Raw genomic sequence first — 24,450 nt, forward strand, 5'->3', positions numbered from 1 at the left:
TATAGAACGTAAAGATAATCCTCTAAAGAAAAAACAAGCACTTACAGCTATTTGCTGTAAAATGATTAGGATATTTTTTACAATTTTATCAAAAGGAATTAAATATGATGAAACTAAGATGTTACATGATATAAAAAGACCTGTAGCAGCTTAAAAAAGCTAAAAAAATTAAATTTAAGGTAAACGTCCATTGAAAAATGCTTAAATTTAAAATAAACATAAAAAACAAATAAGAGCAGAAGTCTAATATTCACACCATTAGAGTAAGAACTCAGCAAAGGAGCAAAAAGACACTCAAATTATGGAGATACAGAACGAAGGAATTTAGGTCAAAGAACCAGATAGAAATAGGAGGTTAGTATCCATAAAATTTTTGAGAAATAAGCCTTCATACCCAAAAATAAAAGAGACGTTCAATTTTGTTATGCAAAAATTTAAAATAAAAGGCAATAATCTTCATAATTAAGCGATTATTTGTGAAAAATAAAAAAATTGACAAATAAGGAGGGGATAAATATGTCAAAATCATTATTATTTGATTTAAAAGTATTAGAATTTAAACTGAAAGAATCTCTAAAATTATATGAAAATACAAAAATAGAGGAGAATTTTGAACTGCTTAAAACTAATATAGATGAATTATGTTCTTTTATTATAAAGAAAGAGAATCATTTAGCTTTTTTTCAAGTTGCTGAAAATAAAGATATTAGAACATATGTTATATCAATTAGAGATTTATCTACTAAAATACTTGGTATTATTGAAAAAGAAGAAGCTAGAAAGATATTAGAAGATGCTAATAGTTGTTTTCAATATGGAGAAGAACTAAAACTTACTGTAAAACAAGAAATCCATGATTATAAAATGACTTCACAAGATCGTATTTTGTTTGTAGGATCTGGATCTATGCCTATTACTGCATTCACTATTATAAAAGAAACAGGAGCTGAGATTACTTGTGTAGATATTGATAAGGAAGCTTTAGACTTATCAAAAAAAGTAGCCATAAAATTAGGATTTCCTAATATTATATTTGAAGATGACCTATTTTCTTTACCTTTAAATAAATATTCACATATTATTATTGCTTCTTTAGTTCCTTTAAAATGTGAAATTTTAGAAAATATTCGTAGTACTATTCCTGCTACAACTAAACTAATTTTACGTTATGGGAATGAATTAAAGGAATTGTTCAATTATCCAATATATCAAAAAGAAATAAAAACTTTTATAAAAACAGTTATTAGAGATAGAGATTTTATTTATGATACTCTTCTATTAGAAAAGGAGTGAGCTATGGAAAATAATAATATTAATAATGTGTTAATTTTTGGAAATGGTCCAGTTGCTCTTCATTTATATCTAACTTTAAGAAAACAAGGTTCTAATAAAGTTGGTTTAAAAATTAGAGATAGTTTAAAAGCTCAAAAATTCTATGAAGAATTGAAAAAAGAACAATTCATTTTAGAAGGGAAAGTTAAAACTGAATTACCACTAATTGCTTATGGGAATACTGAAGTAAAACCTATTATTCAAAACTATAAAGAAATATTAGATGAATGGGAAACTTTTATTTTAGCAACTCCTTGTGATGCTTACTCTGACTTATTGGAAAATATCCAATTTACCTCACTAAAAAAATTGAAAACAATTGTTTTAGTTTCACCAGAATTAAGTTCTGCTTATTTTATTAAAATTCTGTTAGAAAAAAGAGGTAGAGATGATATTAATATTATTAGTTTTTCTAATTATTTTGGAGCAACTAATTTAGCAGAAGGAACTTATACTAAAATTATTATTAATGCCTTAAAAGGGAAGATTTATCTTGCTTCCACTAATGTAAATGATACAGAAATTTTAAAATGGGTAAAATATCTAAAAAATATGGAAATAGAAGGAGTTATTTGTAAAAATCCACTTATAGCTGAATCTAAAAATATAACTATTTTTGTTCATTCACCATTCTTATTTAATGATGTAAGTTTAAATCAAATTTTTCTTAAAGATCCTCAAAAAAGATATATTTATAAGCTATATCCAGAAGGACCTATTACAAAATATTCTATTCAAGACATGGTTAATTTATACCATGAAATTATGGAATTATATAAAAAAATGAAAATAGAAACCTTTAATTTATTAGAATTTTTAAATGATAGCTATCCTGTATTGGAAGAATCTTTACATATAGATGAAATTAAAAGTTTTATGGACAAGCCAAAAAATGAGCAGATATTTCTTCTTTATGTAAGATATTGTTGTATCCTAATAGATCCTTATTCAGTTCCTGATGAAGAAGGGAAGTATTTTGATTTTTCAAAAGTGGAATATTCTAAAATATTTTTAGATAAAAATAATAAATGGTGTATCCCACGTAGACCTACTGAAGATTATTCAAAATTAAATTTATTATTTTATTTAAGCAAATATTATAATACAACAAATAGTACAATGGAGAAGTGTTTAAAAAAATATGAATTATTTTATAATGGCTTACTTTCAGAAAAAGGAATAGAAAATATTAATGAAAGTAGCTATCTTCATCAAAGAGGAGATGAAGCTAAAAATTTATATTCTTATATAAATAATTTTATTCTTTAATTTAAATTATTTTATTTAACATATTTATTATTAAAGATCATAATATTAAAAAAAGGAAGTGAAAAGAATGAAAAATTTTAATTACTTTACATCAGAATTTGTATCTCCTGGACATCCTGATAAAATTTCTGATCAAATAGCCGATTCCATTTTAGATGCTTGTCTAAAAGATGATCCAAATTCAAGAGTTGCTTGTGAAGTTTTTTGTACTACTGGTTTAGTTGTTGTAGGAGGAGAAATAACAACTTCAACATATATAGATGTACAAGATATAGTTAGAAAAAAAATAGATGAAATTGGTTATAAACCTGGAATGGGATTTGATTCTAACTGTGGAGTTTTAAATAGTATTCATGCACAATCACCAGATATTGCTATGGGCGTTGATATCGGTGGTGCTGGTGATCAAGGAATAATGTTTGGTGGTGCTGTTCGAGAAACAGAAGAACTTATGCCTCTTGCACTTGTCTTATCAAGAGAGATATTAGTTAGACTTACTAATATGATGAAAAATGAAGAAATAAAATGGATAAGACCAGATCAAAAATCACAAGTTACTTTAGCTTATGATGAAAATGGAAAAATTGATCATGTAGATTCTATAGTTGTTTCAGTACAACATGATGAAGATGTTGCACATAACGAAATTGAAAAAACTGTTATAGAGAAAGTTGTTAAACCAGTTTTAGAAAAATATAATTTAAGTTCTGAAAATATAAAATACTATATCAATCCTACTGGAAGATTTGTAATTGGAGGACCTCATGGAGATACAGGTGTTACTGGTAGAAAAATTATAGTTGATACTTATGGTGGATATTTTAGACATGGTGGAGGAGCTTTCTCTGGTAAAGATCCTTCAAAAGTTGATAGATCAGCTGCTTATGCTGCTAGATGGGTGGCTAAAAATGTTGTGGCAGCCAATCTTGCAGATAAATGTGAAATTCAATTATCTTATGCAATAGGTGTTCCTCACCCTGTATCTATTAAAGTTGAAACTTTTGGTACTTCAAAAGTTGATGAATATAAAATTTCTGAGGCTATTTCAAAAATTTTTGATTTATCTCCAAGAGGAATAGAAAAAGCTCTTGAATTGAGAGAAGGAAAATTCAAATATCAAAATTTAGCAGCTTACGGACATATTGGAAGAACTGATATTGATACTCCTTGGGAAAGATTGAACAAAGTTGAAGAATTGATAAAATACACCAATAAATGTTAATTATTTTCTAAATAATATTTATTTTTAAATCTAACAACTTCTTATTTATATAAAAAGGCCAATTGTAGATTTTTTAAAAATTTTCACAATAGGCTCTCTTTTTCTGTAAATAATATTCTAAGATTTTATGATATAAATTTTTTGTAATTAAAAAACTATTAATATTTTTAAGATTCTTCTTTTGGAAGTATCATACAAATTGTTGCAGATAAAATTACTAAAATAATTCCAATTATTGAAAGAAAATTGAGTTTCTCTCCTAATATCAAAACAGCAAGCAAAATACCAAAGACTGGTTCTAAGGCAAGAAATAATCCACTTTTACTTGCTTCACTCCTTTCAAGCCCTTTATTCCAAAACCATCCTGCACCTATACTACAGCCAACAACTAGATATAAAAGAACTATAACCCCTTTCAATGAATAGTGCACTTCCCAACTTTTAACTAAAAATAACATTATTGGCAAAGCAAACAATGTTCCTAATTGAATAGTCAATGCTGTATAATAATTTGAGTTCATTTTCTTTAGTATTTTTTTTTTGAAAGTCTAACCCAAAAAGAAACAACTATAGTAGATAAAAATACCAAAAAACATCCAAAGAAAGATACATTTTCAAGTGCTGAAACACCTACTGTTAATGCTACACCAAAAAAAGCAACAATACCTAATAAGAAAACAATAGGAGAGGCTTTTTCTTTAAAAAATATAAATCCAACAATTGTTATCATAACAGGCTCAATACCTATAACTGTTGTTGCACTTGAAGCTGAAGTAAAACTTAGCCCTATAAACTGTAACATTGAAGTGAGAGGATATGTTAAAATTCCTAAAAGAATTAACAAGAAAAAATCTTTTTTATTAAAATTTCCCTTTTCTTTATGTATAAAAGAAACAGTCATAGGCAGTAAAATTATACTTGCAAGTACATATCTAATTGCAACAACTAAAGATGGATCAAGCATATCATAAGCAATTTTACCAGCAATAAATGATGTTCCCCATAAAAATACAGCTATTAAGAGATATATCATATAGTTCCTCCAAAAATTGTGTCTTGTTTTACTGGTTTAGGAAATGTCTTATCAAGAGATAATACAATTTTTCTTGCACGAGAAGCATTTAAAGATAAATTAGGGTCAACAACACCATGTGTATGTTTTCCACCATTCAAATAAAATATTTTCCCTTTTCCTTCGTATTCTAAAGAATAGTTTTCTGAAATACAAACATTATAATTATCATCTTTTTTTATTTTTGATAATATTTCATCTGAAAAAATTTCTTTAGGGAAGTATTGTTTATATCCTGTTGCTAAAATTATCATATCAGCAGATATAATCTTTTGATTTTTAGAATAAATATTCTCTATAGTTACTTTAATATCTAAATCTTTATCAGTTTCAGTTACATCACAAACTGAGCATTCACTATATATATTAAATTTTATTTGTTTTCCTATCTTTGAGTATCTATTAGCATATAATATCTGATAAACTTCTTCTATAGTATGAGGGGATGCTCCATCACTTGCAAAACGATATTGTTTATTAAGATTTTCTTTTAATTCAGAAGGAAGTTTATAAAAATTACTTAATCCCATTTCTGTATAAATTTTATCTTCTGCAAATTGAGAATCTTCCATCTGATGTGTGAATGGTTCACGATAAACCATTGTAATTGACTCTATATCACTATTTTTATCATTGAATAAATCAACTACTATTTCAAGGGCACTTTGACCTCCCCCTACAATAAGAATATTTTTGGCTCCTTTTTTTGAATGAAACTGATACTCACTATTATGGAATATTCTTTCATTTAAATTATTTTCAAGAAATTCTGGAATAAGTGGTTTGACCCCAAGAGCCACAGAAATATTTTTAGCAAAAATAGGTTTTTGAATATCATTTTTTAAAATAATCTCAAATCCTTCTTCATATTCTTTTATAAGTTTAACTTCATTACCCATCCTTACTGTATCTAATTTAGAAATTACCCACTGAATATATTGCTCATATTCCCATCTTAAAGTAAATGAAAAATTTGCAATTATATGTGATTCTAATCTTCCTGTTTCATATAAAAAATTAAAAAATGAATATTCACTTGTAGGTTTAACCAAACTTATTAAATCTTTCAAATTACTATTTTGTATAGTTGCAAATTTTAATTTCATTCCAGGATGCCAAAAAAATCTGTTTTTTTATCCAAAAATAAACTTTTTAATGCAGTATCCTTAAGAAGTATTCCTAAACTCAAATTAAATGGTCCTGCTCCAATGCCAACTAAATCAAATATCATTCTATCCCTCCATATACAAATTATTTAAAAATAAAAATATACTTTATTAATATAATATATTATATTTTTATATCCAACTTTTATTTTTAATATTTATATTTTTATATAAATTCTTAATCTTCCTCTTCATCTACTCTAGTCTAAATTTCTCTATTTATAATTCTAAACCTCTGTTATTTTCTTTTTCATTTTTTGCTTTCTCTACCCAAGTATCATAAATTATCATTACAGAATAAGTACAAAAATTTGAAGTTTCAGTATATTGACAATAGATAATACTTTTAAAATTTTTCCTTAAAATTTACCTCTTAATTATAAAGACATAAAAAATCTTAAAATTATATTTGTAGATTTTAAATAAAAATATTATAATTATAAAAAATGGGGCTGTTGCAAATTTAAATAGCCCAAACCTTTGAAATTAGCTGAAGAGCTTTTTTCTCTCTTTAGCTTTTTTCTTTTTACATTAAAAAAGGTATAAAGTACTCGAAATTTTTTCAAATTTCTAATACAATATACCTATGAAAAACCCAATTAATAATAACACGTATTTTAATTTAATTCAACCTAAAATTTTTAATCTTTTACAATATCATATTTCTGAGGATGACCCTGTAAGAAAACTTAGCGCCATTTTGGTGGATATGGATTTTACTAAACTTTTGAAAGTATTTTCTTACAAAACTAAGGTACATCCTGTTAGAATGTTTGCTATCATTCTTTATGCTTATTCTAGAGGTATTTATTCTACTCGTGATATTGAAAATGCTTGTCTAGAAAATATTAAGTTTAGATTTCTTTTACAAGATTCTACTCTTCCTGATCATTCTACTATTTCTAGATTTTTGAATAAAATTGAGCATTTACTTCCTGATCTATTTGAACAATTTATTAAAAAAATTTTTAAAATGGAAGATATCTCTACTGATAATATTTACATTGATGGTACTAAAATTGAAGCCTATGCTAATAGATATTCTTTCGTTTGGAAAAAATCTGTCAAAAATTATTGGAATAAACTTAATGATAAAATTCAAGCTCTTGTTCTTGATTTCAATCAAGAATTTAATTCTAATTTATCTTCTTTTTTTGAAATTTATCATTATCTTGAAAATTTAAATATTAATTTTGTTCATGGACGTGGAAAACGAAAATCAAAAGAACAAAAATATTTTGAACTATGCGCTGAATATTTAGAAAGATATGAAAAATATTCAAAACATTTTCAAAATTTAAAAGAGAGAAACAGCTATTCAAAAACAGATATAGATGCTACTTTTATGAGAATGAAAGATGACTACATGAGAAATGGACAATTAAAACCAGGATATAATCTGCAAATTGGAGTTGTAAGTGAATATATTTGTGCTTATGATATTTTTTCAAATCCTTCTGATTCAAAAACTCTAATTCCTTTTTTGGAAAAAATCAAATTACTAGATTTAAATATTAAAAATATAGTAGCTGATGCTGGCTATGAAAGTATAGACAATTATGAATATTTAGAAAAACTAGGATATACTTCATACATAAAGCCAATATATTTTGAAAAATTAAAAACTAGAAAATTTAAAAAAGATTTAAATAAAGTTGAAAATTTAATATATGACTATGAAGAAAACAAACTTTTTAGAAAAGATGGTTTAGAATTAAAATTTCTTTATTCAAGTAAAAATGGGAAAAGACAATATTTTTTTAATCCAGAAACACAAAAGACAATAGGTTACAATGTAAAGTTTAGAATGTTATCTAAAAAATCTCAAGAAAATATATCAAGCGCTTATGGCAAATGTTTAAGAATGAATAGAAGTATTCAAGTAGAGGGAGCATTTGCAGTTTTAAAAGAAAATATGAAATTAAGAAAATTAAAAGTTCGAGGAAAAAATAGAGTATTAAGAGAAATTTGCTTATTTTGTCTAGGGTATAATTTAAATCGCTTAATCCAAAGAGGAAAAACTAATAAAAAAGGAACAACACTTCATCCTTTAAAAAGGGCGTAAAAAATAAAAAAAGAGGGATGTTTTTTTGTATTGCCTAAAAATAAATAAGATATGAAAAATTTTAAGGAATCAATAAAATGATTTCTATTTTTTTACATCAAAATAAAAAATGTTGCAAACTAATGATTAAAAATCATTAATTTGCAACAGCCCCCCAATTATCACACTATATTTATTAGTGGTGCCTAGAGAGGGACTTGAACCCTCACTCCTTTAGGGGAAACGGATTTTGAGTCCGTCGCGTCTACCATTCCGCCATCCAGGCATCTACTTTATTCATTTATGATATACTATTTTAGGGAGTTTGTCAATAGATTTTTTATCTATCAAAAAAATATTAAATTTGGTAACATAGGTTACCGATTTTTTTTAAAAAATAGAGTATTATATACCTATCTAAGTAAAGAAAAATTCAGATAACAGGAGGAGAATATGTGTAATAATAAAATGTTTTGTTACCAATGTCAAGAAACAGCTCAAGGAAAAGGATGTACAGTAATAGGAGTTTGTGGAAAAACAGCAAAGACAGCAAAATTACAAGATCTATTAATATATACAACAAAGGGAGTAGCTCTTTATAGCTCAATTCTTAGAAAAGAGGGAAAAGTATCACAAGAGATAAATAGATACTTAATCAATTCTCTATTTATAACAATTACAAACGCTAACTTTGATGATAATGCTATAATCGAAGAGATAAGAAAAGGAATAAAAATTAGAAAAGAGTTAGAGTTATCATTAAATGAAGAAAATAAAAAAGAGGTAGAAAAGTTTTCTCATTTAGTAAATTGGCAAGCAGAAACTGATGAGGAGATAGTAGAGTTTTCTAATGAGAAAAAAGTAGGAATATTAAGAACAGAAAATGAAGATGTAAAATCTCTTAGAGAGTTATTAATCTATGGATTAAAAGGAATGAGTGCTTATGCTGAGCATGCTATGAATTTAGGAAAAACTCAAGATGAGATATTTGCTTTTATAGAAAAGGGGTTATTAGCAACTGAAGATGATTCTCTAACAGGAGAAGAGTTAACAGCACTTGTATTAGAGTGTGGAAGCTATGGAGTAAAAGTTATGGCTCTATTAGATGAAGCAAATACTTCTGCTTTTGGAAATCCAGTAATTACAAAAGTAAATATAGGAGTAGGGACAAGACCAGGAATATTAATATCTGGACATGATTTAAATGATTTAAAACAATTACTAGAGCAAAGTGTAGATAGTGGAGTAGATATCTATACTCACTCTGAGATGTTACCAGGACATTACTATCCAGAGTTAAAAAAATATCCTCATTTCTTTGGAAATTATGGAAATGCTTGGTGGAAACAAAAAGAGGAGTTTGAAAAATTTAATGGTCCAATAGTATTTACAACTAACTGTATAGTTCCTCCATCAGCAGAAGCAAGTTACAAAGATAGAGTATTTACAACTAATGCTGCTGGATATCCAGGATGGAAAAAAGTAAAAGTAAATGAAGATGGAACAAAAGATTTTTCTGAAATAATAGAGTTAGCAAAAACTTGTCAAGCTCCTACTGAATTAGAAAAAGGAGAGATAGTTGGAGGATTTGCTCACAATCAAGTTCTATCTTTAGCAGATACTGTTATAGAGAATATAAAATCTGGAGCAATTAGAAAATTTGTAGTAATGGCTGGTTGTGATGGTAGAATGGTAAGTAGAAATTACTACACAGAGTTTGCTGAGAAATTACCAAAGGATACAATAATTTTAACAGCTGGTTGTGCTAAATATAAGTATAATAAACTAAATTTAGGAGATATAAATGGAATTCCAAGAGTATTAGATGCTGGACAATGTAATGACTCTTACTCATTAGCTGTGATAGCTCTAAAATTAAAAGAGGTATTTGGATTGAATGATGTAAATGAATTACCAATAGTATATAATATAGCTTGGTATGAACAAAAAGCTGTAATAGTTTTACTAGCTCTATTATACTTAGGAGTAAAAAATATTCACTTAGGACCAACTTTACCAGCTTTCCTATCACCAAATGTAGCCAAAGTTTTAGTAGAAAATTTTGGAATAGGTGGAATTACTACTGTAGATGAAGATTTAAAAAAGTTTGATTTAGTATAATTTATTTTAGAAGAAAGTTTACTATATATTTCACTAAGAAAGTATAGAGCTTTCTTCTTTTTTTACTTAAAGAAATTATAATTTTACTTTTAAGAAAAAATAAGAAATTAATTTTATTAAAAAACTACATTAATAACATTTTATAATCATTGACAACTATTTACGAATATATTATAATTATAATACATGTAATATATAATAAAATAATTGGGAGGTATTTTTTATGAAAAAAAGACTGATATGCATGATATCTGCATTATCTCTTCTTTTTACAACAACTTATGGAGCTACTGTTGAAGGTATTGGTAGCGGATATAAAGGGGATATTAAAGTAAAAGTTACTTATGAGGGGAATGAAATTACTAATGTAGAAGTAGTAGAACATGAAGAAACTAACTTTACTAAAAAGGCAATGAAACAAATAACTAAAGACATAGTTGCCGCTCAAAGTACAGAAGTTGACAATGTAGCTGGAGCAACATATACTTGTGAAGGAATAAAAGAGGCTGTAGATGCTGCTGTGGCTGCTGCTGGAATCACTTTAAAAGCTAAGACTCCAGCTAAAGCTGAAGAGGTAGTAGTAGCTGACACAACAACAGATGTAGTAGTAGTAGGTGGGGGAGGAGCTGGACTTACAGCTGCTATCTCTGCTAAAGAAAAGGGAGTAAATGTAATACTTCTTGAAAAGATGGCTATGTTAGGAGGAAATACTAACTACGCAACTGCTGGAATCAATGCTGCTGAATCAAAATTACAAGAGAAATTAGGAGTAGAGGATAGTGCTGAATTATTCTATCAAGATACTTTAAAAGGTGGAAAAAATAAAAATAATCCTGAATTATTAAAAACTATGACAGAGAATTCTGGAGAGATAATCACTTGGTTAGTAGATAGAGGAGCTGATTTAACAGAGGTTACTTATACAGGAGGACAAAGTGTAAAAAGAATCCATAGACCAACTGGTGGAAAAGCTGTAGGACCTATGATAGTTGCTGCTCTTTCTGAAACAGCTGAAAAACAAGGAATAGATATTAGAACTGAAAGCACAGTAAAAGAGTTACTAAAAGAGGGAGATAGAGTAGTAGGAGTTAAAGTAGAACACAAAGGAAAAACTTATACTATCAAAGCTAAGGCAGTGGTAATGGCAACTGGAGGATTTGGAGCTAACCCTGCAATGGTAGAAAAATATAAGCCTGAATTAAAAGGATTTGGTTCAACAAATAGCCCTGCTATCACTGGAGAGGGAATTACTATGGTTGAATCTGTTGGTGGAGCACTAGTAGATATGACTGAAATCCAAACTCACCCTACTGTTGTACACAACAATACAGCTATGATAACTGAGGCTGTAAGAGGAGAGGGAGCTATCCTTGTAAATAGAGATGGTAAGAGATTTATTAATGAATTAGAGACTAGAGACGTTGTTTCTAAAGCTGAATTAGAGCAAGAAGGAAAGAGTGCTTTCTTAGTATTTGATGAGACAGTAAGAGAAAAACTTGGAGCTATCAATGGATATATCAATAAAGGATATGCTATCTCTGGAAATGGTTTAGAAGAATTAGCTAAAAAAGTTGGAATCAACGGAAAAAATCTTGTTGCAACTATGAAACAATACAATGAATATGTAAAAGCTGGAAAAGATACTGAGTTTAATAAAAACATCCTACCTAGAGAGCTAATAAAAGCTCCTTACTATGCTATTGAGGTTTCACCTGCTGTGCACCATACAATGGGAGGAGTTTCTATCAATACTTCTGCTGAAGTTTTAACAGCTGATGGAAAAGTAATAAAAGGATTATATGCAGCTGGAGAAATCACTGGTGGAGTACATGGAGCAAATAGAATAGGTGGAAACGCTATGACAGATATAACTGTATTTGGAAAAATAGCTGGAGAAAGTGCAGCCGAATATTCTAAAGTAACAAAATAAAAAGGCTGTTATAATTTAAGAAATTAAAATAAAGTAAAATAAATCAAGAATAATGAAATGAAAGTTATTCTTGATTTTTTAAATTTCTAAGATTATTTTAATATTAAATTATACGAATTAAAAGCATATAACAAAAAGTACTTAGAATAATTGTCATATACATATTTAATTTTAATTTAGGTGAGATTATAACAACTATACAAGCTATTAACTCTGGAAGAAAACTATTGATATTTTTAAAATTTATATTACGTAGGCAATAAACTACTAAAATAATCATAATAGCAGGTGGGAGAACTCCACCTAGATATTTTACTTTTTCTGGTAACTCTCTATTTCCAAAGATTAGAAAAGGGATTGCTCTAGTGAGCCAAGTTACAATAGCTGCTATGAAAATTACTAAGATTATATATGTTAAATTTTCCATAATTACTCCACTCCAATTTTTTCTTTTAAAATTGTCAAAATAACTACTGTCAGAGATAAAGCTGGGATTAAAAACCTATCTGCTCCTAAAATAATGTAGAAGAAGAGAGAGGAAAATAATCCAGTGAGAGCAGGGATTTTACTTTTACAATTCTTCCATTGACTAACAACTATATATAGGAAAAAAGCTGTTGCTGAAAAATCAATTCCTCTCATATCCCAAGGAATAAAATTCCCTAAATAACTTCCTAATATACAACCAAAAATCCAATACATGTGATTTACAAATGAGATATAGAAATCTACTTTTTCTCTATCTAAATTTTCTTCATACTTTACAGAACAAAGAATAGAGTATGTTTCATCAGTTAAGGTTAAAACCATATATGGATATTTCCAACCCATTTTACGAAATTTTTCTATGAAAGCTACCCCATAAAAAATATGACGAGCATTGATAAAAAAACTCATAATAGCTACTGTAATAAGCGGAGCATGAGCTTGTAACAGAGAAACCATAACTATTTGTAATGAACCAGCATAGATAAAAAATCCAGCTACAAGTGATAGAAAAGGTGGATAACCAGCATCTCCCATCAAAATTCCAAAAGCTATTCCTATAAAAAGATAAGTAAAAAATATAGGAAAGGTTTGTTTGATAGCAAAATTAAACTCTTTCATAAAATCTCCCCTTTTGATAAAATAAAATTAAAAATTATATCAGATAATTTAATATTTTAGCATAAAAATGAAGGGGTGTAAATTCTAAAAATCAAATAAAAATTAGATAACTGTAAATAAAAAAAGAGCTATTATCTGGTAGCAACATTAACCAGAATAACTCTTTTTATAATTAAGATTTATTAAATTTTTTTAACAAATTCAGATTTTAATTTCATAGCTCCAATTCCATCAATTTTGCAATCAATGTCATGATCACCATCTACAAGTCGAATATTTTTTACCTTAGTACCTATTTTTACAACAAGAGAGCTACCCTTAACTTTTAAATCTTTTATTACAGTAACTGTATCTCCATCTTGTAAGATATTTCCATTGGCATCTTTTATAACTTTTGTTTCTTCCTCTTCTGATTCACTTTCTAAAGTCCATTCATAAGCACATTCTGGACAAATTAATAAGTTTCCATCTTCATATACATATTCAGAATTACATTTTGGACAATTTGGTAATGACATTTATTTCCTCCGTTTTTAAATTAATTCTACCTATTATATCATAGAAAATATATAATTTCAAATACAAAATTAGTTTACTTCTTTCTTCTAAGAGCTACAATACAACCTACAAGTACAAGAGCAGCTCCTAATCCTTGAATTAAGCTAATTTTTTCATGTAGGAAAAGATATCCTATAATAGCAGTGGCAGGAGGGATAGTAAGTTTTAAAACATTTAGAACTACTACTCCCTGTTTTTGTATGATAAAGAAAGTCATAACCATTCCTACAAATATTGAGTACATTCCTGTAAGAAGAACTATTACAATTTTATCAGCAGAAGCAGAGAGTAACTCTGTAATATTTCCACTGAAAATGGAGATAGTAAAAAATAGAATACTTGTCAATATAGATGAACAACTACTGATAACCATAGAGTGTATATGTTTAGCTGTATCTTTTACCACAAAACTTTGTATTGCTTGTATGATTACTGTTCCAGCAAGGAGAAGTATTCCTGTTAAAAAATCTGAACTAGATGAACTTTTATTAGCTCCATTTAAAACAAAGATAAATGAACCTAAAAGAGCAATAATACCACCAAAAATAAAGTGAAGCTCTTTTATTTTTTCTCTCTCATCTAAAAATATTATTCCAGCAATAATAACAGAAAAAGGCATACTTAAAATTCCAAATATACTTCCAGCAAGAGCAGAAGTTTTACTAAGTCCCCCTACAAAACAATACATATTTCCTGCTGTAAGAAAAGCTATAAGTATAAGTCTTGGAAATAATCTAAAATTATTTTTCAATTTCAAAAGTTCAGATTTAAATTTAAAACTTGAAACAGATATAAAAAGTAATCCTCCAGCTAAAAACATAAGAGCATTAGTATTAACTGTTTGAAAAATTGTGCTTATATAACGAATGAGCGGATAACCAAATCCCATAAAAAGAATGTAGATTAAAGCTGCTATTTGATTTTCTTTCTCTTTTATAATCATTTTTTCTCCTCATTAAAAAAATATTAATTTTAAACCACTTATTAAACTAACAATTAGAATAAATTTTTCAAAAACATTTTGATTCATTTTTTCAACAAAATATTTTCCAGCAAAAACTCCCACAAAAACAAATGGGATAGCTACACTTGTAAGTTTAAAAGTTTCAAGATGGATATTATTTAAAACTAAAACATATAAAGTTGCCTTGATAATATTTACTATAAAGTAAAACCAAGTTCTTGTACCATAAAATTTATCTCTATCCATTTTAATATTAAGAAGATATATACTCATCATTGGACCAGAAACATTTCCAATAAAAGCAGCTATTCCTCCTAAAAATCCAAAAAGAAAACTTAATTTTGAAAAATCTATTTTAAGACTTTTTAATAAAGTGAGAGTACCTATAATTAAGATAATGATTCCCATACTTTTTTTAAAAATCTCATCAGAGATATTGTTACCAAAGATAACAGCTACAATAATTCCTAAAACTGTAAGAGGAAGTATTTTAAATAGTACTTTTTTTTCTACATCTTTTCTATATAGATACATAACTATAAGGTCAGAGACAATAACTGGAATAATAATTATTCCAGCAGATGCCTTTCCTCCATATACACTAGCTAAGATAGGAGAAAATACTAAAGCAGCTGGTATTCCTAATTTACTTAGGCCACACCCAAGCCCCAATCCTATCATTCCTAAAATCTCTAAATACGACATCAAACCTCCTTAAATTCAATGCAAGTTTTTTTAAAATATGTTATAATTATATTACAGAAGTATTGTAGCATAAAAAATATTTTTTTTATAGAGAGTAAGGAGAAATTTATGAAGATAAACCATATTTTAATTGTAACAGTGACCTCTCTCCTCTAAAGTGAAATATTAAAAATTTAAATTTTATTAGAGAAGGAGAGTAATATGAGTATAGGAATGAGAATTTTTTTGATAATAATATTGATGGGGATTTGTATGTTCCTCTCAATAAGTGAAATATCTCTCGCTTCTGCTAGAAAATTAAAATTACAAGTGATGGCAGATGAGGGAAGTAAAAACGCTTTAAAGGTAATGAAGATACAACGTGCATCTGGAGATTTTTTTACAGCTGTACAGATAGGGACAAATGCTGTATCTATATTAGCAGGTATAGTGGGAGATGGAATAGCAGCACCATATATAGAGAGTTTTATCCAAGGGTATATCCCAGCACTTTCATCAAATTCTAAATTTATAGGGGAAGTGATATCTTTTCTATTGATAACAGGATTTTTTATAGAGTTTGCAGATTTAGTGCCAAGACGTATGGCAATGGTATCACCAGAGAAAATATCCACAGTGATAGTTGCTCCTATGAGTGTATTGATAAAGATAGTAAAACCTCTTATCTTAATTTTTAATGGGACAGCAAATTTTATTTTTAAGCTTTTTGGAATTCCTTTGGTAAGAGAGGAGAGTATTACATATGATGATATTTTTGCTATGGTAGATGCTGGAGCAGAAGCAGGAGTAGTACAGAAAAAAGAACACTCACTTATAGAAAATATTTTTGAATTGGAGTCAAGATGGGTATCCTCTATAATGACAACTAGAGATAGTATAGTATATTTAACTATAAATGAGGAAGAGGAGAGTATAAAGGATAAAATAGCTAATAACCCTCACTCAAAATTTTTAGTTTGTGAAAATGATATAGATTCAATATTGGGATATGTAAGCTCTAAAGATATTTTACCTAAAATATTAAATGGGGAAGTAGAGGGATTAAAAAATATTAAAGGGATTTATAATAAAAATCTTTTAGTAATTCCAAATACTTTGACTTTATCAGAAGCCTTAGATAGATTTAACGAAGCAAGAGATGACTTTGCTATAATTTTAAATGAATATGGATTAGTAGTGGGATTGATTACTTTAAATGATGTAGTTAATACTCTTATGGGAGATATAGTACATCAAAATTTTGATGAACAGATAATAGCTAGAGGAGAGGGCTCTTGGCTTATAGATGGAGCTACTCCAGTAGAGGATGTAAAAAAAGTTTTAGATGATATAGAAAAATTTCCTGAAGAGGATACATATGAAACTATTGCAGGATTTATGATGTATATGTTGAAAAGTATACCTAAAAAAGGAGCTGTAGTAGATTTTGAAAATTATACATTTGAAGTGGTAGATGTAGATAGATTTAAGATAGACCAACTTTTAGTAACTAGAAAAAATAGTACAGAAAATATTAACTAAAGAATTTGGGAGATGATTACAAATGGATTTGTTAAAAGAGTGGAGAAGGAATAAAAAGGTATTTGCTGCTATTATGACAATAGCTCTACCAGCTATTGCTGATTTATTTGCACAGACACTATTGGGATTTTTTGATATGCTTATGGTTGGTAGGCTTGGACCAGAGGCTATTAGTTCTGTTGGAGTAGGAAATGCCCCATTGAATGCTGTAACTCCTATCTTTTTTGCTGTAAGTATAGGTACTACTGCTCTAGTAAGTCGTGCCTATGGTTCTAGAGATAGAAAAGAGGGGAAAAATGCTTTAGCTCAAAGTTTGATACTCTCTATTCCGATCTCTTTGGGAATCACTTTACTTCTTTTTATATTTAGAGAGAAAACATTGGAGCTAGTAGGAAGAGCAGATGATATGAACTTAGTTATGACAAACCAATACTATTCAACAGTTCTATTGGGTATGCCATTTCTATGTTTTAATGTGGTATTTTTTGCTGCTTATAGGTCTATATCTAAGGCCAATATGCCAATGATAGCTAATATTTTAAGTATTTTTTCTAATATTTTATTTAACTATCTATTTATTTTCGTATTTGGTTGGGGAGTAATGGGAGCTGGAATAGCTACAACAATTTCTCGTGGAATGATAACTTGTATCTTTATATACACCACATTCTTTACAAAAAGGTTTTGGGTATCTATACCTTTACAAAATTAAAAGTTTTTGATAAGAAGATGTCCATAAGAATTTTAAAAGTTGGAATACCAGCAGCTATTGAGCAAGGGGTATTTAGAATTGGTATGTTAATATTTGAGATGATGGTAATATCCTTGGGAACTATGGCATATACAGCTCACAAGATAGCTCTTACAGCTGAATCATTTTCATATAATATGGGATTTGGATTTGCTGTGGCTGGAACAGCTCTAGTAGGACAACAATTAGGAAAAGGTTCGGCTAAAGACGCCCATAGAGATGCATTAGCTACTACAACTTTGGCTATATTTGCTATGTCAATATTTGGGTTGATGTTTTTTATCTTGCCAGGAACTATTATCTATATGTTTACTGATGAGCCAGAGATAAAGGAGATGGCAACAGTAGCACTTAGACTTGTTTCTATCTGTCAACCTTTCCAAGCTGTATCAATGGTTTTGAGTGGTTGTTTAAGAGGAGCTGGAGATACAAAGGCTGTACTTTGGATAACTACAATAGGTATGTATGTAATAAGAATACCACTTACATATTTTTTCCTATATAAGATAGATACAGGACTTTCTGGAGCTTGGATAGTTATGACAATAGACTTGGCTTTCAGAAGTATGGCTTGTTATAGAGTATTCAAAAAAGGAAAATGGAGCTATGTAAGTGTATAGGAGAGGTGTATGGGTATAAATTTTAGATATATAGATTATGGAGTAAAATTCATAGATGTTTATTCTAGAAAAGATGAAAAGGAAAGAGAAAAGCTCTATATATTTTCAGATAACAGAATGAAGGATATCTTTTCTAAAAAGATGTCAGAAAAGCTCTTTGAGGAGTCAGCAACTCTTATAACTATGGAAGAGTTCAAGGATAGAATTTTTTATACAGATAAAATTATTTTAAAAGAGGCTAAGAGAATCTTAGCCTTTTTCAAGTGTATACCACAAAATATAAAAGATGAGCTAGGGATAGTTACTTACTATGATGTGATAGATATAGCTAACAATTTTTTTACTTATTATAGAGAGCTATTGGTGAATGAGGTAGAAGAGTTAAGTAAATATTCCCATTGGCAAAAAAAATATTTAGGATATTTTTCAGAGATAAAAAAATTCTTTGATAAATTGTGTGAGGAGTATAACTATCTTCCAAGTGATTGGTTAGAGAGAAGAGAAAATTATAGAGATATATGGTTAGAGAACTTTAGTAAGATAATATTTGTAGATATGGTGGAGTTTCCTAAAATATATATAGAGCTTATAAAAGAGTTGAGCAGTAAAAAAGATATAGAGATAGCTATACAGATGAAAAAGGGAGATTTTAATGAGGAAGAGTTTAAAATAAATAGAGTAACCATTCCAGAGAAAATAAAAAATATAGAGATATATCAATTTAAAGATGAGTTAGAAGAGGCTTTATCGCTGATTTATCTAAAAAAAATAGAAAAATATGAGATATACTCTCCAGCTCCTGAAAGAAATATTTTCTCAAAAATCTTTCCTAGCTACTTTGTTCCATCACAAAATTTTACAATGAACGATACAAAACTATATAAATTTTTAAATATTCAGTTAGATATAATATCAAGTGAAGAGGGAAAGTTAGGAAGAGTCTATCAAATCTCTAAGTTTCTTTCTGCTTTTGAAGAGAGAATATTTAAAGATTATTATAATATAAGTGAAGTGGAGTTTAATCTTTTAAATAGTTGTGCTATGGAAGGGTATAAGTATATCTCAAGAAAAATCTTACAAGAGGAGTGGTTTGAGAAAAATATGCCACTGGATTTTTTAGAGAAATTAAATGAGATTATCTTTGATATAGAGAGTATTACCTATATTTCCAATACCAATGAGCTATATATCTATTTTAAAGAGCATATAAAGATGGAAAGATTTATTGAGGAGAATCTGGATAATACAGATATTTTTGATAAATTTTTTGAAATATTTGGGATAATAAAAAGTAATGAGGTAATGAAAATTCACTCTAATTTCAATGAGTATTTTGGAGATAAGATGGGAATATCTCTCTATAGACTTCTTATCCAATATATGAAGGATTTAACAATAAAGAGTAATATAAAATATGGACAAGATATCGTTCTTATAAAGGGAATGGACTTTGTAAGATATAGTGAGGAGCATAAGGATATCAACTATTTTTTAAATATAACAGATGAGTATCTACCTAAAAATTTAAATGATAATCTAATTTTAACAGAGAAGCAGAGAAAAGAACTAGGTATTACCACAAAAGAGGAGAAAAGAGAGATAGAGAGATATAGATTTTTTCAAGCTATATTTAGCGGAAAAGATTGTGTAATCTTTACTAAGAAAGATGAAGAGAAAGGTGTAGAGATATCTCCATTTTTAGAGGAGATAATATTGAAATACTCCCTACCTCTTTTAAAAACTCCTGTACAAAATAGAAATAGTATCAATATGCTAAAAAAATCTCTAGTAGGGGTGGAGTTGGGATATTCTCAAAGTAGTGATGAAAGATACATAAAAGATTCTGAGGATTTCAAAGAGGGAAAACTTCAAATAGGAGCTTATGACTATGATAATCTTATAAAATGTCCACTTAGTTTTTATTTCTCTAATATAGAGGGATTAACTCATAGTCTAAAATATGAGGATAAAGATATCAGTAGTAGAGTCTTAGGAATAATAGTGCATAAAGTTTTAGAAGAGTATGTAAACTCTATTTGGAAAAAAGTTTTACAAGATGGAATAGGAGAGGTAGAGTATTCTGAAGTGGAAGAAAGAATGAAAAAAGCTTTTAAAAAGGAGAGAGCTAAGATACCTCTACATATGGACAACTATTCTGAAGAAATAATGATACCTATAATAAGTAGAAATATAGTGAGATTTTTTAAAGATTTAAAAGCAAACTATGAGGGGATAGCTATTAAAAGATTTCAAAGTGAGAAGAGTTCCTATGAAAATACTCCATTTTATTCTGGAGATATAGATGTATATCTGAGAGGAAGAGCAGATTTGGTAATAGAGAGTGAGATAGGTAACGAGATAATAGATTATAAGACGGGAAATAAGCAAGATGGACAGTTAGATTACTATACAATAATACTGTATGGAGAGTCTGGACAAGCTAAAAAATTGGTATTTAATGCTTGGAAAGGAAAGATAGAGAGAGAGGATAAGGTAGTTCTTACAAGGGAGAAATTAGAGGAAAATATAAAAAATTTTGTAGACTCTCAAGAATATATGAGGGCAGAGAAGAAAACGCCTTGTACAACCTGTGAGTATTATAATATCTGTGGAAGAGGTAGAGAGTAATGGGAAAAAAATTGATATTGAAGGCAAGTGCTGGAACAGGAAAGACATATAGATTATCTCTTGAATATATAGCCTCTCTTATGGTGGGAATAGATTTTAAAGATATTTTGGTAATGACATTTACAAAAAAAGCCACTGCAGAGATTAAAGAGAGAATTTTAAAATTTTTAAAAGAGATTTGTGAAAGTGAAGAGAAAAGAGTTGAGATAGAGAAAAATCTTCAAAATATATATGGAGATGTTTTTTCTTTTGAGATATCCAAAGTAAAAAAGATTTATAAAAATATTGTTGAGAATAAAGATAAATTAAAAATCTACACAATAGACTCATTTACTAATACCATCTTTAAAAAGGCAATAGCTCCATATCTAAAAATCTACTCATATGAGATAGTAGATGAAGAGGAGAATAGGAAAATCCTTATTAGAACCTTTGAAAAACTTTTTGAAAATAGAGAGGACTTCAACCTTTTTAAAAGTTTTTTAGAGGATAATAGCGAAAAAGATATGGATAGGTATGTGGAGCTTATTAGAAATATTATAAATCAAAGATGGAAGATGATTCTCCTAGGAAAAAATTTAGAAAAGAAAGAACCTCTTGATTATAAACCAGCTCTTCCAATACTAGAAAAGCAGGAAGAGATTTTAAAAGAGATAGCTGGGATAAAGGGAAAGCCCTTTGATGATTTGGTAAAAAAAGATTATAGGGGATATTTTTCTTCAAAGGATAAGGGAGAGTATTTAAAGGAAAATTATAATATTTTTCTTAAGGATAAATTTTGGAGTGGTGTGAAGGTAAAATCTAAAAAAGGGGATATAGACTCTCAACTTGAGGATTTAAACTATCTATATGTGGAGTTTAAAGATAATCTTGGAAGAGAGATGTACAACAGACTTGTAATTCCATATGAGGAGAAACTTTTGCAAACCATTGAGAAAATCTATACTATCTATGATGAGATAAAATTTAGAGAGAAGAGATTTACTCATACAGATATAAATAACTATACCTTTAAATATTTAGAAGAAAAAGAGCTTGGATTTATAGATGAAAATGGGCTTACTGAGGAATTTTTTGAGATTATAGATGGTAGACTTAGAAGTGTATTTATAGATGAATTCCAAGATACAAGTATTTTACAGTGGAGAATACTGAAAAATATCTTAGATAAGAGTGAGAATATCATCTGTGTAGGAGATGAGAAACAGAGTATCTATGGTTGGAGAGGAGGAGAGAAAAAACTTTTTGAAAATCTTGCTCAGATAATAGATGGAGAAGAGGAAGAGTTAGATACCTGCTTTAGAAGTAAAAAAAATATAGTAGAGTATACAAATGAAGTCTTTAGGGATATAGCTGATAAAAGTGTAGATGTATATCCTCCTAATTGTGATTGGAAATTTAATAGTGTAGGGTATAGAGAGAGTGAAGAGTCAGGTTTTATAAAACTTCTTACTGAAGAAGAGGAGAGAGAGACTCTTGAAGTTATGATAGATGAGATAGAGAAAAACTTCTCAACTAATTACAGTGGTATAGGAATTTTGGCTAGAACTAAAAAAACTTTAGAGAGAATAGCTTTTTCATTGGGAGAGAGAGGAATACCATATACTTTAGAGTCTGATACAAGTATAATAGAGAGCAGAGGAATAGGTGGAATCTATGCTCTTATCTCTTGGCTTGTAAAAAAAGATTTTTTATCACTACTAGATTTTTTACGTTCAGATTTAGTAAATATCTCAGCTCCGACTTTAAAAGAGATAATTAAAAAAAGAGATGAGGTAGAGAGTTATTTGTACAGTGATGGCTCTATTGATATAGAAGAGGATATTTTTTCTACTTTAAAGGATATCTACATAAATTATACTAATCACTGTGGAGAAACAGAGTTTTTAACCTATGAGATGTTACTTAGAATAGGGATTGGAAATAGATTTCAAAATGATGAAGATACTTTAAATATCTTTGGATTTTATAAACTGCTTAAGGAGTATAGATATTTTAATGATTTTCTGATTGAATACGAGGAAAATAATCAAAAAGAGAAATTTAAAAAGATATCAGCTGGAAGTAGTAATACAATCTCTCTTATGACAATTCATAAATCTAAAGGATTAGAGTTTGATACACTATTTTATTTTATTCCTAGTAAACCAAGAAATAGTGGAGATAAGGGAATGGAGTTTTATTTTGAGATGGATAAAAACTATTCCCAAGTAAAATCTTATCTGATAACAGATAATAAATTTAATAATATTTTAGAAAGTGTAGAAGAGATAGATTATCTAGAGGAAAAGAGATTGAAATGGGAGCACGAGGAGATAAATAATCTCTATGTTGCTCTTACTCGTCCTAAAAATAATATTTTTGTAGTGGTAGAAAAGATAGAGGATATAGAAAATTCTAATTTCGCAACTTTATTAAAAAATAGAGATAGAGGAGAGGTAATTTTAAACAAGGTAGAAAAAGAAGATAATTTAAAAGGAATAGAATATGATATGAAACTCTCTACTCCAATAGTTGCCCATAAGAGTGATAAAGAGGAAAATCAAAGAGAGGGAATAAATAAGATATATTCTCATACTCTTCAGATAGAAGGAAAAAGAGTAAGAGGAATAATTATACACTATTTCTTAGAAAATATTTTACATTGGGAAGAAAAAGAGATAGAGCTATCTAAAAAGCTTACCTATGCTAAATATATCTCTGTAGTTGGGGAAAAAGAGATGAATGAGTTACTTTCTAAAGAGAATATAGATTATATTTATGAGAGATGTAGAAATATTTTTGATACCCATTGGGACTTTATATATAGAGAGTATCCAACATATCTTAAAATAGATGGAGAGAATAGAAATTTTAGAATAGATAGATTGATGATAAAGCTACCAACAGAGAAAGAAAAAGGGATTATCTATATAGCTGACTATAAAACAGGTAAGTATGATGAGGAGCAGTTAGAAAATTATAAGTTGTCAATGATAGAGAGAGTAAAAAGAAATGGAAGAGATATAGAGGAGTTTGAAATAATTACTGAGTATATAGAGTTAGATATGTAAAGGAGCTATTGCAATTTAAGAAATTAATAATTCAAGAATGACTTCTTTATCAGTATAATATTGTCATTTTTGAATGTTATTCTCTCTCATAGTAAATTTCTTAAATTGAAATCGTGATATAGGAGAAGTAAAGGAAAAGGAAAAAAATTTACTGTAATGAGCATTGCGTAAGCACTAGCGATTGGAAGTAAACTTTTTTCCTTTTATATTATTAAATGTTTTTATTTTTTGATTTCAATTTAAGACTACAATATCCACTCTTTTAAATTAATTTTAAGGGGTATGGTTTTATAATTTGGAGTAAACATATGGCTAAAAAATTAGATGCTATGAGCTCTTTAAATAGTGTTTTTAGAGGGTGAGTTTAAAGTAAGAATTATTGGGGTA

16 protein-coding genes, 1 tRNA gene and 2 pseudogenes are annotated in these 24,450 nt (G+C 28.3%); 10 read left to right on the forward strand and 9 right to left on the reverse strand.

The window, feature by feature from the left end:
• The first annotated feature begins 516 nt into the window (after positions 1-516).
• From FMAG_RS05855 to metK, 3 genes are all read left to right on the forward strand, one after another.
• Complete coding sequence (locus tag FMAG_RS05855; protein WP_005884946.1) at positions 517-1,293, forward strand: nicotianamine synthase family protein; 777 nt, start codon at positions 517-519, stop codon at positions 1,291-1,293.
• 3 nt (positions 1,294-1,296) lie between these two features.
• Positions 1,297-2,601, forward strand: coding sequence for an opine metallophore biosynthesis dehydrogenase (locus tag FMAG_RS05860; protein WP_005884948.1), 1,305 nt, complete (start codon positions 1,297-1,299; stop codon positions 2,599-2,601).
• 67 nt (positions 2,602-2,668) lie between these two features.
• On the forward strand, positions 2,669-3,823 hold the full coding sequence (metK, locus tag FMAG_RS05865; RefSeq protein ID WP_005884950.1) for a methionine adenosyltransferase: 1,155 nt from the start codon (positions 2,669-2,671) through the stop codon (positions 3,821-3,823).
• A gap of 167 nt (positions 3,824-3,990) precedes the next feature.
• Here metK and FMAG_RS14065 read toward each other — a convergent pair whose 3' ends face one another.
• The 3 genes and pseudogenes from FMAG_RS14065 to FMAG_RS05875 all read right to left on the reverse strand — a co-directional run bounded on the left by FMAG_RS14065 (position 3,991) and on the right by FMAG_RS05875 (position 6,126).
• Entirely contained in the window at positions 3,991-4,344 is a 354-nt protein-coding gene (locus tag FMAG_RS14065; protein WP_229771602.1) for a DMT family transporter, read from the reverse strand.
• Positions 4,345-4,349: 5 nt separating this feature from the next.
• Positions 4,350-4,856 (reverse strand): DMT family transporter, encoded by a 507-nt coding sequence (locus FMAG_RS14070; RefSeq protein ID WP_261660736.1) that lies wholly within the window; start codon positions 4,854-4,856, stop codon positions 4,350-4,352.
• Positions 4,853-6,126: pseudogene (locus tag FMAG_RS05875) on the reverse strand (SidA/IucD/PvdA family monooxygenase). Before FMAG_RS05875 ends, FMAG_RS14070 begins: the two are co-directional and overlap by 4 nt.
• Before the next feature lie 521 nt (positions 6,127-6,647).
• Between FMAG_RS05875 and FMAG_RS05880 the strand changes: the two are divergent.
• Entirely contained in the window at positions 6,648-8,126 is a 1,479-nt protein-coding gene (locus FMAG_RS05880; RefSeq protein WP_005884952.1) for an IS1182 family transposase, read from the forward strand.
• A gap of 179 nt (positions 8,127-8,305) precedes the next feature.
• Here FMAG_RS05880 and FMAG_RS05885 read toward each other — a convergent pair.
• Positions 8,306-8,391, reverse strand: a tRNA-Leu gene (locus FMAG_RS05885).
• Positions 8,392-8,558: 167 nt separating this feature from the next.
• Here FMAG_RS05885 and hcp point away from each other — a divergent pair.
• On the forward strand, positions 8,559-10,226 hold the full coding sequence (hcp, locus tag FMAG_RS05890) for a hydroxylamine reductase (RefSeq protein ID WP_005884953.1): 1,668 nt from the start codon (positions 8,559-8,561) through the stop codon (positions 10,224-10,226).
• A 223-nt stretch (positions 10,227-10,449) separates the two neighbouring features.
• Complete coding sequence (locus FMAG_RS05895; RefSeq protein ID WP_005884955.1) at positions 10,450-12,156, forward strand: flavocytochrome c; 1,707 nt, start codon at positions 10,450-10,452, stop codon at positions 12,154-12,156.
• A gap of 103 nt (positions 12,157-12,259) precedes the next feature.
• Here FMAG_RS05895 and FMAG_RS05900 read toward each other — a convergent pair whose 3' ends face one another.
• The 5 genes from FMAG_RS05900 to FMAG_RS05920 all read right to left on the reverse strand — a co-directional run bounded on the left by FMAG_RS05900 (position 12,260) and on the right by FMAG_RS05920 (position 15,490).
• Positions 12,260-12,583, reverse strand: coding sequence for a branched-chain amino acid transporter permease (locus tag FMAG_RS05900; RefSeq protein WP_005884957.1), 324 nt, complete (start codon positions 12,581-12,583; stop codon positions 12,260-12,262).
• Positions 12,584-12,585: 2 nt separating this feature from the next.
• Positions 12,586-13,263: an AzlC family ABC transporter permease gene (locus FMAG_RS05905; RefSeq protein WP_005884958.1), complete on the reverse strand. Its 678-nt coding sequence runs from the start codon at positions 13,261-13,263 to the stop codon at positions 12,586-12,588.
• A gap of 182 nt (positions 13,264-13,445) precedes the next feature.
• Positions 13,446-13,781 carry a zinc ribbon domain-containing protein YjdM gene (locus FMAG_RS05910; RefSeq protein WP_005884960.1) on the reverse strand — a complete coding sequence of 112 codons (336 nt, stop codon included), beginning with the start codon at positions 13,779-13,781 and terminating at the stop codon, positions 13,446-13,448.
• A 74-nt stretch (positions 13,782-13,855) separates the two neighbouring features.
• Positions 13,856-14,764 carry a DMT family transporter gene (locus tag FMAG_RS05915; protein WP_005884962.1) on the reverse strand — a complete coding sequence of 303 codons (909 nt, stop codon included), beginning with the start codon at positions 14,762-14,764 and terminating at the stop codon, positions 13,856-13,858.
• Between the two features lie 12 nt (positions 14,765-14,776).
• Positions 14,777-15,490 carry a sulfite exporter TauE/SafE family protein gene (locus FMAG_RS05920; RefSeq protein ID WP_005884965.1) on the reverse strand — a complete coding sequence of 238 codons (714 nt, stop codon included), beginning with the start codon at positions 15,488-15,490 and terminating at the stop codon, positions 14,777-14,779.
• Between the two features lie 201 nt (positions 15,491-15,691).
• On the opposite strand from FMAG_RS05920, the gene FMAG_RS05925 reads away from it, so the two are divergent.
• From FMAG_RS05925 to FMAG_RS05940, 4 genes and pseudogenes are all read left to right on the forward strand, one after another.
• On the forward strand, positions 15,692-17,011 hold the full coding sequence (locus FMAG_RS05925) for a hemolysin family protein (protein ID WP_005884967.1): 1,320 nt from the start codon (positions 15,692-15,694) through the stop codon (positions 17,009-17,011).
• 22 nt (positions 17,012-17,033) lie between these two features.
• Positions 17,034-18,382: pseudogene (locus FMAG_RS05930) on the forward strand (MATE family efflux transporter).
• 9 nt (positions 18,383-18,391) lie between these two features.
• Positions 18,392-21,010: a PD-(D/E)XK nuclease family protein gene (locus FMAG_RS05935; protein WP_005884969.1), complete on the forward strand. Its 2,619-nt coding sequence runs from the start codon at positions 18,392-18,394 to the stop codon at positions 21,008-21,010.
• A complete protein-coding gene (locus FMAG_RS05940; protein WP_005884972.1) occupies positions 21,010-24,063 on the forward strand; it encodes a UvrD-helicase domain-containing protein in 3,054 nt (1,017 codons plus the stop codon). The genes FMAG_RS05935 and FMAG_RS05940 overlap by 1 nt, the downstream gene beginning before the upstream one ends.
• Positions 24,064-24,450: the final 387 nt, after the last annotated feature.

The sequence above is a fragment of the Fusobacterium mortiferum ATCC 9817 genome, assembly GCF_000158195.2.
Lineage (GTDB): Bacteria > Fusobacteriota > Fusobacteriia > Fusobacteriales > Fusobacteriaceae > Fusobacterium_A > Fusobacterium_A mortiferum.